Raw genomic sequence first — 8,885 nt, 5'->3', positions numbered from 1 at the left:
GGGGATCGCCGCCGCCCGCGACGCCGGCGACGAGGACACCGAGGTCGTCTTCGCGGCCGAGCCGTGGAAACACGTCCACACCGCCTTCGGCGGCTGGATCGACGGCGTCGCGAGCGCGGCGGTGCTCGCCCGCCTCGTCGCCGGTCCCGGCCTCGCCGTGTTGCGCGACCCGGTGACCGAGCGGCCCTACCGGAAGGTCAGCGTGGAGTGTCCCGACGACGCCAAGGGGCGCGCGATGGCGCTGGTCGAACAGCGACTCCCCGCCGAGTTCCCCGAGGCGAGCGTCGATACGGAGTACGGCGTGCGGCTCGAACTGCGCGACGGCTCGTGGACGCTCGTCCGTCCGAGCGGGACCGAACCGTACGTCCGCGTCTACGCCGAGAGCGAGGACGTGGCCGGTCTGGTCGACGCGGTGACGACCGTCGTCCGCGACGCCGTCGCCGACGCCTGATCCGCGTTCGTCGTCGACCGGGCCTCAGCGACGGGACAGCACGTCGTCCAGCGCGGCGGTCACGGCCTCCACGTCCTCGATGTCGCCGGAGTCGAACGAGAGGTCGGCGTGGTACCACTTCGGTCGAGTCAGCGTGAGCGCGTCGTCGGTCAGTTCGTAGCCGTCGACGGTGTCCCAGCCGTGGACCTGTCGTTCGACGCGCAGTCCGCCGTCCGCGACGGCGACTTCCTTCCCGTCGGAGCCGGCGAGGACCGGGATCCAGACCGGGAGCAGCGTCGGGAACAGCCAGTACATCGACTCGCCGGCGCCACCGAGCGCGAAGGAGACGACGGCGACGACGACCGCGATTCCCAGGACCGCCGCCGCGGCGATCCGCGTCTGCCGGCGCGTCTCGGATGGCTTTCGCGCCTCGAAGACGACCCGCTCGCCCAGCGCGTCGATCCGCTCGCGAGTCCGCCACTCGGAGGCGACGAGGACGGCGGCGAACCACGGGACGACGGCCAGTGCGCCCGCCGCCCAGGGCGTGAACAGGAACGAGGGGATCGACGCGGCACCGGTCCACGCCGGCCCGAGCCACCCCAGCGGGAGCGCGAACCCGGTGAGGACCCGCGGGAGCGTCAGCACGTCCTCGGGGCCGTCGAGCGGAGCGGTCACCGCGAAACCGAGGGCGCTACCGAGGGTCACGCCGCCCGCGAACGACGGCCACGTCGGCGTCGGAGCCAGCGTCGCCGCCGGCCCGACGAGCAGCGCAGCGTAGGCGGTCAGGGACGCGCGGAGCCAGCGTCGCATCGTCCGATACGTGTCGTCCCGCCCACAAGTTCGTTACGCCGGATCGCCGCGAGCCGCCGGATCGGCGCAAGAGGGGAGTCGCTCCGCGGGCGACGGCTTAAGTGCTATCCACCGCTCGGTACGCCCATGAAGGACCTACTCGACCAAGCGCGCGAGGCTCGCGAGGCCGCCTACGCCCCGTACTCCGAGTACGCCGTCGGCGCGGCGCTACGGGTCGCCGACGGCCGCGTCTACACGGGCTGTAACATCGAGAACGCCAACTACAGCAACAGCCTCCACGCCGAGGAGGTCGCGCTCGGGACGGCGGTCCGCGACGGCCACCGCGAGTTCGACCGCCTCGCCGTCTCCTCTGCCGCCGAGGACGGCGTGACCCCCTGCGGGATGTGCCGCCAGTCGCTCGCGGAGTTCTGCGAGGAGTCGTTCGTCGTCGTCTGCGAGGGCTCGGACGGTGCCGTCGAGTACGAACTCGGCGAGTTGCTGCCCGAGACGATCACGCGGGAGATGGTCGAACGATGAGCGGTGAGGGCGACGACGGGAGCGACGCGGCGACTCCCGCCAGCGAGGACCCCAACGACGACGAACAGTACCACCTCGAAGTCTCGGCGGGCGACGTGGCCGACAGCGTCCTCCTGCCGGGCAACCCCGAGCGCGTCGAGAAGATCACCGACGGCTGGGACGCCTCGGAGGTGGTCGCCGAACACCGCGAGTACCGCACCGCCACGGGGAGCTACGACGACACCCCGATCTCGGTCACGTCGACGGGGATCGGCTCGCCGTCGGCGGCCATCGCCGTCGAGGAACTCGCCCGCGTCGGCGTCGACACGCTCCTGCGGGTCGGCTCCTGTGGCGCCATCCGCGAGGAGGCGGCCGTGGGCGATCTCGTCATCAGCGCGGGCGCCGTCCGCCAGGAGGGCACTAGCGACGAGTACGTCCGCGAGGACTACCCCGCCAGCGCCGACGACCGGGTCGTGGGCGCGCTGGTCACCGCCGCCGAGCGGCTGGGCTACGACTACCACGTCGGGATCACGGCCAGCACGGACAGCTTCTACGCCGGCCAGGGTCGCCCCGGATTCGGCGGCTTCGAAGCGGCGGGCGCCGACGAGCTCGTCGAGGACCTGCGAGAGGCGAACGTCCTCAACTTCGAGATGGAGGCGGCGGCGATCCTGACGCTCGCGAACCTCTACGGGCTCCGCGCGGGCGCGGTCTGCACCGTCTACGCCAACCGCGTCACCGGCGAGTTCCGCACCGAGGGCGAGCGCAAGGCCGCCAGGGTGGCGAGCGAGGCCGTCTCGATCCTCGCGGAGATGGACGAGGCGGCCGAGGCGGCGGGCGTCGACCGGTGGCATCCCGGGCTCGGACTGGACGGGTGACGCGGCGAGGGACGTTCGGAGAGTCCGGCGGAGTCACTCGCCGGCGTCTTCGGCCGTCGGCGAGGCGTCCGACTCGCCGCCGGTGTCGGTTTCCTCGTCGGCGTCGCCGGCTTGCTCGTCCCCCTCGACCGCCCGGGCCACCACCTCGTCGATCCGGGCGCCGTCGACCGCTTCGACCGTGAACCGGTAGCCGTCGACGGTCGCCTCGTCGCCGACCTCCGGGGCGCGGCCGAGCCGGTCGAGGACGAGCCCGCCGACCGTGCCCACGTCGTCGGTCCCGAACTCGGTGTCGAGGGCTTCCTCGACCTCCGTGAGGACGACACCGCCGTCGATGGCGAAGGTACCGTCGGCCCGTTCGTCGATCGTCGGTTCGCGGTCGACCACGTCGAAGTCGTCGCGCAGGTCGCCGACGACCTGCTCGACCGCGTCCTCGACGGTCGCGATCCCTTCGAAGGAGCCCCACTCGTCGATGACCGCGGCCATCTGTCGCTGCTCGTCCTGGAACTCGGCGAGCAGGTCGTCGACGGCGCCCGTCTCGGGGATCAGCGGTATCTCGCGAGCCAGGTCGGCGGCGGTGACGTCGTCCGTCATCGACTCCTCGGCTCGCAGGAGGTCCTTCACGTCGACGAAGCCGACCACCTGGTCGGGGTCGTCGGCGTCGAGCACCGGATACCGGGTGTGGCCCGCTTCGATGACGGTCTCGCGGAGGTCCGCGAGCGTGGCGTCCGCCGGGACGCTCGTCACGTCCGGCCGCGGGATCATCACTTCCCTGACCGAGATGTCGTCGAGTTCGAACACGCGTTCGATCATCTCGACCTCCGAGGCGTCGACGTGGCCTTTCGTCCCCGACCGGGAGAGGACCGTCAGGATCTCTTCCTCGGAGAGGGTCTCCTCGGTCTCGGACGCCGGCGGGATGCCGATCATGCGGGTGAAGTAGTTCGCCGTGCCGTTGAGGACGACCAGTCCCGGGACGAACAGGTAGTAGAAAAAGCGCATCGGCGGGGAGACGAACAGGGCGATCCGCTCGGCCTCGGCGATGGCGATGGTCTTGGGCGCCAGTTCGCCGAAGACGACGTGCAGGAAGGTGATGAACCCGAACCCGAGCCCGACCGCGACGAGGTGGATGAGGTTCTCCGGGAGGAGCGCGCCCAGGACCGGTTCGATCAGCGCCGCGACCGCCGGTTCGCCGATCCAGCCGAGCGAGAGCGAGGCGAGCGTGATCCCGAGCTGGGTCACCGCCAGGTAGTTGTCGAGTTCGTCGAGGGCGTTCTGCAACAGCTCCGCGCCCGCTCGTCCTTCAGCGACCATCTGGTCGACCGCGCTCGACCGAACGCGGACGTAGGCGAACTCAGACGCGACGAAAAAACCGTTGAGGGCAACCAATAAGAGCGCGGCCAGGAGCCGCCCCGTCGAGAACAGCAGATCTACCATCGCGGCCTCCGACGGACGGGCGAACGAGTCGTCTCTCTCATGGCCGGTCTAGGAGCGGGAGCCGATTTAATCGTGGTGGCCCGTCACGACGAGTTCCCTCTGGTTGCCCGGTCTATGCCGACTGGCGAACTCGGTGGTCACCGGCGCGTCGTCCACGTTCGTCGGTGGTCACTCGGGCCGACCGCCGTCCTCGACGGCGATCGCGCCCGCCGCTCCGCTCCCCAGCCGCCCCGCGCCGTCGTCGTGGACCTCGAAGCTCCGCAACAGCGACTGGAGGCGTTCGGCGCGCTCGTTCAGCGAGCCGACGTTCGCGCTGACCTCAGAGATGGCGGTCGCCTGCTCCCCGGCGGCCGACGCCGCCCGTTCGCTCTCCGCCGCGGTCGACCGGCTGATCTCCGCGACCTCCTCGACGGTCGAGACCGCGGACTCGGTGCTTTCGGCCTGGTCGTCCGTCGTCGCGCTTATCTCCCGGATCCCCCGATCGGTCTCCTCGGCGTTCTCCGAGACCTGCTCGAACGCGTCGACGACTTCCTCGACCACCTCGACGCTCTCGGTCATGTGTCGCTCGGCTCGGCGCGCCTCCTCGACCGTCGCCGTCGTCTGCTCCTGGGTCTCCGCGATCAGGTCCTCGATCTCCGTCGCCGACGCCCGCGTCTCCTCGGCGAGCTGTTTGACCTCGTCGGCGACGACCGCGAACCCGTCGCCGCCCGCACCGCCGCCGCTCGCGCGGGCGGCCTCGATGTTGGCGTTCAGCGCGAGCATGTTCGTCTGTTCCGCCACGTCGCCGATGAGGTCGACGATCTCGCCGATCTCGGCCATCCGGTCGTCGAGCGCCTCGACGCGGTCGGTCGTCTCGTCGATCGCCGCGCGGCTCTCCCGCGCGTTCTCGATCGCCGTCCGGGCGGTCACCTCGCCGTCCTCGGCTATCTCGGCCGTCTCCCGCGAGGTCTCGGCGACCGTCCGCGCCGAGGCCGCCACCTCCTCGACCGTCGCCGAGAGGTCGCTCATCTCCGCGGAGACGGCGTCGAGCTTCTCCGACTGGTCGTTCGCGCCCGTCGAGATCTCGTCGATCGACTCGCTCACCTCCTCGCTGGCCGTCTTGATGTCCGCGGCGCCCCCGTCGGCCTCCTCGCTGGCGTCGGCGACCTCCGCGGCGAACGCCTGTATCTCTGCCATGGTCGACTCCGTCTCGTCGATCATCTCGTTGAACGACTCGGCGATCCGGGTCATCGCCTCGCTCTCGCTCTCGGCGTCGAGTCGGACGTGCAGCGCGCCGTCGGCCGCCCGCGACATCGTCGCGCTGTAGTCGTCCGCTTTGGCTTCGAGGTGGTCGTTCAGCCGCTCGACCTCCCGTCGGCGCTGTTCGGCCCGTTCCTGGGCCGCCTCGGCCTCCGCTTTCGCTTCCTCGATCTCCGCTCGCTGCTCCTCCAGATCCGTGACCTGCCGGGTCTTCTCCTCGGCTTCCCGGAGCCGCTCTTTCGCTTCCGCTCGGGAGCGCTCCGTCGAGTACCAGTGTGACATCAGCGCGGCGGCCAGCCCGAGGACGAACACGCCGTGGATCAGCCCCCAGGCCCACGGATTGGCGATCGCGGCCTCGTGGTTGTACACCCGGCTCGGGTTGATCATCCCGAAGACGCCGTGCGTGAGGACAACGTACCCGATCCCCAGCGCGAACGGCACCCAGTCCTCGTAGACGGCGACGACGGCCATCCCGACGAAGAAGTGGAAGTGCGCTTCGATGAACCCCCCCGAGAAGTGAACGAGCACGACCGAACACGAGAGCATCCCCAGCGTCCCCAGTGCGGTGCGCGCCCGCCTGGGCAACCGGGACAGGCTCGCGGCGCCGACCAGCGCGACCAGCAAACCGAGCTCCAGCACGATGGTCGACAACGGGATCGACGGGATAGTCGCCCCCGAGAACGTCGTCTCGGTCCCCTCGAAGATCCCCAGCAGAAACAGCAGCGGGACGTGAGCGAGTACCACGAGGAGGATGTTGCGGTGGCGACGCCGCCACGCCTCGTCGGGGATCGTGTCCCCGCTCGGCGTGTACTCGACGAACGATTCGAATTTGCCCCGTAGTCTTCCACCCGGCGCGACCCCACTGGCGACTCCGTCGGTTGGCATACCAAGCTCCGGGCACTAGCTCGGCAAAAGCACATCGGCCCGAGTATCAGACGCTGAAATCCCGGAGCTGAAGACCGCTCGGACCGATGCCACGACACCGACACTCGCCGACGGTCAGGCGGTCGCGGCTCGCTTCAGGATCTGCGGCGTGACGAGCAGGTCGAGCAGGGCCACCGCGTAGGCGACGAGCTGGGTCGTGCCGTCGAGGAAGAGGTACGCGACGACCGCGATCACCAGTGCGCCGGACGCGCCGATGCCGTATCTGATAGCGGGGTTGGCCAGGGGGTTCTGTGACATCGAATCGGGATGTGATGCCGACCGTACATATTCGTTGCGACCGTCGGCGAGCGGCGACGCTTCGTCGCCGTTCCGTCTTCGGGCTCCGATATCTGCACGGTTGACCACCTCGTTCACTCGACCCGTGGCGCGGCTGCGAACGGGGGGTCACCGGGACCCCGGCGCGCCCTACATGTCGGGCCAGGCGTCGATGGCGTTGCCGACGGAGGACACGTCGGCGATCCAGCGGGCGGCGATGCCCTTCTTGAGGATCTCGGCTGGCACGCCGCCGAAGGTGGAGATGGGGAAGAACTTGACGTCGTGGGCGACGGCCTCCTCGCCGACGGAGACGACGGTGCCCTTGTCGTCGTAGGTCCACTCGGTGAGCGGCTGGCCCTTGACGCGGCGGGCGAGGTTCTCGCCGGCGACCTCGGCGGCCTGCCAGGCGGCCTGGGCGGTCGGCGGCGCGGGGTCGTCGCCAGGCTGGTCGACGATGGCGGCGTCGCCGATGGCGAACACGCGGTCGTCGTCGGTCTCGAAGGTCATCCCGGAGAAGATGCGGTTCGAGCGCTCGTCCTTGTCGACGTTCGCGTCGGCGACGGCCTCGCGGCCGGTGATGCCGCCGGTCCAGATCAGCACGTCGTAGTCCATCTCGGCGTCGTCGCCGATGTAGACGGTCTCCTCGTCGACCTCGCCGATGAACTCGCCGGTGTGGATGTTCACGTCGGCCGCTTCCAGGCGCTTGCGGAGCGCGCCCTGCAGTTCGGGGTCGCTGTTGGGAAGCACCCGGTCGAGGCCCTCGACGAGTTCGATGTCGATGCTGGCGCCGTAGTCGTCGCGGTACTCGGCGATCTCCCCGGCCGTCTGGATGCCCGAGAGGCCGGCGCCGCCGACGACGACCGTCGCGGGGTCGTCGCGCGTGGCGGCCGCGGCGGCCTCGGAGACGGCGTCGTGGATGCCCAGCGCGTCGTCGAGGCTCTTGAGCGTGAGCGCGTGCTCGCGCAGGCCGTCGATGCCGAAGAAGGCGGTGCGCGATCCGATGCCCACGAGCAGGTAGTCGTAGGACACGTCCGCACCGTCTTCGAGTTCGACGACGCGCTCGTCAGTGTCGACGCCTTCGACGGTGGCCTGGTGGAAGGTCGTCGACGGCGATTTGACCTCCTCGACGGGGATCGTGACCTTCTCGCGGACGCTGGGGTCGCGGATGCAGCGGTGGGACTCGTGGAGGACGAGGTGGTAGTCCACGTCGGAGATCCACGTGACGTTGGCCCGACCGTCGAGATGGGATTCGAGGCTCTTGACCGCACCCGCGCCCGCGTAGCCGGACCCGAGCACGACGACGTTGTCGTTCATGCGGCCCACTCTGTAGCCGGGTGATACAAAGCCTGCGAATCCGGCCCGAGGATCCGACGGTTCGGTCGCTTTCTATCATGAATATCGAGGATCGACCGGCGGGTTAGCGTCAACGTGCGAGAACGACAGACAGTCGGCGGGAGCGAGCGTCGCGAGGGGGGCCGGGGGCCGAATCAGTGCTCGGGCTCGCCGGCCGGCGCGCGCATGTCGTCGATCGTGAGGATCAGCTTGTTGTTCGTGTCGTCTTTGCCCTCGAGCGAGCCGATGATCTGGAGCTTCGAGAGCGGCGTCGGGCCGACAGTGATGGTGTCGCCCTCGTGGAAGTCGGCGATCGACCCCTGGAGCTGGATCTCGGCGCGACACTCCTCGGGGTGGTGGACGCTAGTGAGGTCTATCTCCTCGACGTTCGCGTCCTCGATGTCGGAGCCGTTGTGCGCGAGCGGCACGTCGGCGGCCTGGTCCATGTCCTGGATCTGGAGGGCGTCGTAGGCCGTCGCCGTCGGCTTGTACCCGCCCTTCGGGCCGGGGACGCCCTCGACCAACTGGAGCGCCTTGAGGCTCTGCATCTGGTTGCGGATCGTGCCCGGATTCCGGTCGACTTTCTCCGCGATGTCCTCCCCTTTCACCGCGCTTTCGGACTCCCGATAGAGATTGACGAGCTCCTGTAGGATGTTTTTCTGGCTGGGCGTCAGCTCGATTGATGACATACCCAGGTATTGGTCATAGATTTTATTAAACCCGGCGGTGGCCGTCGGCAAGCGCGGCGATTTTCGCCGTCTCTCAGCCCGAAGTCGAGACAGTCAGTCCCTCACACACCGGATCCGCTCGCGGTCCGACGGTAATGGGCCGATTTTTGCGCTCGGTGAGACATCTTCTCGCATGGATGGCAAGCGGGTGCCGGCGGCGGGCGGTGCGGGATTTATCGGGCCGAACCTGGTGAACTTCATCGCCGCGGTCTTCCACATCGCGGCGCTGTCGTCGTACGCGATGCGCGGCTCCACCGGCTGGGACCCGAAATCGCCTTCGAGGAAGACGTCGAACGGGTCTGCGCCCAGTACGAGTTGCCTGAACGTACAGTACACTTAATTGAC

At 69.3% G+C, this 8,885-nt stretch carries 9 protein-coding genes and 1 pseudogene; 3 read left to right on the top strand and 7 right to left on the bottom strand.

Features of this window, described 5'->3' with window-relative positions; all coding sequences use genetic code 11:
- Positions 1 to 451: pseudogene (locus C475_RS12275) on the top strand (phosphomannomutase); the annotation flags it as partial.
- A gap of 24 nt (positions 452 to 475) precedes the next feature.
- Here C475_RS12275 and C475_RS12270 read toward each other — a convergent pair.
- A complete protein-coding gene (locus C475_RS12270; protein WP_006884157.1) occupies positions 476 to 1,240 on the bottom strand; it encodes a DUF5673 domain-containing protein in 765 nt (254 codons plus the stop codon).
- Positions 1,241 to 1,366: 126 nt separating this feature from the next.
- Between C475_RS12270 and cdd the strand changes: the two genes are divergently transcribed.
- Positions 1,367 to 1,756, top strand: a complete 390-nt coding sequence (cdd, locus tag C475_RS12265) for a cytidine deaminase (RefSeq protein WP_006884156.1) — start codon at positions 1,367 to 1,369, stop codon at positions 1,754 to 1,756.
- Complete coding sequence (locus C475_RS12260) at positions 1,753 to 2,610, top strand: nucleoside phosphorylase (protein WP_006884155.1); 858 nt, start codon at positions 1,753 to 1,755, stop codon at positions 2,608 to 2,610. The genes cdd and C475_RS12260 overlap by 4 nt, the downstream gene beginning before the upstream one ends.
- A gap of 33 nt (positions 2,611 to 2,643) precedes the next feature.
- Here the strand turns inward: C475_RS12260 and C475_RS12255 are convergent, their stop codons facing one another.
- The 6 genes from C475_RS12255 to C475_RS24635 all read right to left on the bottom strand — a co-directional run bounded on the left by C475_RS12255 (position 2,644) and on the right by C475_RS24635 (position 8,876).
- Positions 2,644 to 4,041, bottom strand: a complete 1,398-nt coding sequence (locus C475_RS12255; RefSeq protein ID WP_006884154.1) for a hemolysin family protein — start codon at positions 4,039 to 4,041, stop codon at positions 2,644 to 2,646.
- Positions 4,042 to 4,209: 168 nt separating this feature from the next.
- Positions 4,210 to 6,165 (bottom strand): methyl-accepting chemotaxis protein, encoded by a 1,956-nt coding sequence (locus C475_RS12250; RefSeq protein ID WP_006884153.1) that lies wholly within the window; start codon positions 6,163 to 6,165, stop codon positions 4,210 to 4,212.
- Positions 6,166 to 6,279: 114 nt separating this feature from the next.
- The gene (locus tag C475_RS12245) at positions 6,280 to 6,462 is read right to left on the bottom strand and encodes a hypothetical protein (RefSeq protein ID WP_006884152.1); all 183 of its coding nucleotides are present in this window, start codon (positions 6,460 to 6,462) and stop codon (positions 6,280 to 6,282) included.
- A 168-nt stretch (positions 6,463 to 6,630) separates the two neighbouring features.
- On the bottom strand, positions 6,631 to 7,794 hold the full coding sequence (locus tag C475_RS12240; RefSeq protein ID WP_006884151.1) for an NAD(P)/FAD-dependent oxidoreductase: 1,164 nt from the start codon (positions 7,792 to 7,794) through the stop codon (positions 6,631 to 6,633).
- A gap of 173 nt (positions 7,795 to 7,967) precedes the next feature.
- Complete coding sequence (locus C475_RS12235) at positions 7,968 to 8,501, bottom strand: HTH domain-containing protein (protein WP_006884150.1); 534 nt, start codon at positions 8,499 to 8,501, stop codon at positions 7,968 to 7,970.
- Positions 8,502 to 8,594: 93 nt separating this feature from the next.
- Entirely contained in the window at positions 8,595 to 8,876 is a 282-nt protein-coding gene (locus tag C475_RS24635) for a hypothetical protein (protein ID WP_006884149.1), read from the bottom strand.
- Positions 8,877 to 8,885: the final 9 nt, after the last annotated feature.

The sequence above is a fragment of the Halosimplex carlsbadense 2-9-1 genome (assembly GCF_000337455.1).
Lineage (GTDB): Archaea > Halobacteriota > Halobacteria > Halobacteriales > Haloarculaceae > Halosimplex > Halosimplex carlsbadense.
This window is presented reverse-complemented; position numbering and strand designations above follow the sequence as displayed.

Coding starts and splice junctions, on each gene's coding strand:
- C475_RS12235 (WP_006884150.1), bottom strand. CDS start 8,501: ATGTCATCAATCGAGCTGACGCCCAGCCAGAAAAACATCCTACAGGAG.
- C475_RS12260 (WP_006884155.1), top strand. CDS start 1,753: ATGAGCGGTGAGGGCGACGACGGGAGCGACGCGGCGACTCCCGCCAGC.
- C475_RS12245 (WP_006884152.1), bottom strand. CDS start 6,462: ATGTCACAGAACCCCCTGGCCAACCCCGCTATCAGATACGGCATCGGC.
- C475_RS12250 (WP_006884153.1), bottom strand. CDS start 6,165: ATGCCAACCGACGGAGTCGCCAGTGGGGTCGCGCCGGGTGGAAGACTA.
- C475_RS12255 (WP_006884154.1), bottom strand. CDS start 4,041: ATGGTAGATCTGCTGTTCTCGACGGGGCGGCTCCTGGCCGCGCTCTTA.
- C475_RS12240 (WP_006884151.1), bottom strand. CDS start 7,794: ATGAACGACAACGTCGTCGTGCTCGGGTCCGGCTACGCGGGCGCGGGT.
- C475_RS12270 (WP_006884157.1), bottom strand. CDS start 1,240: ATGCGACGCTGGCTCCGCGCGTCCCTGACCGCCTACGCTGCGCTGCTC.
- cdd (WP_006884156.1), top strand. CDS start 1,367: ATGAAGGACCTACTCGACCAAGCGCGCGAGGCTCGCGAGGCCGCCTAC.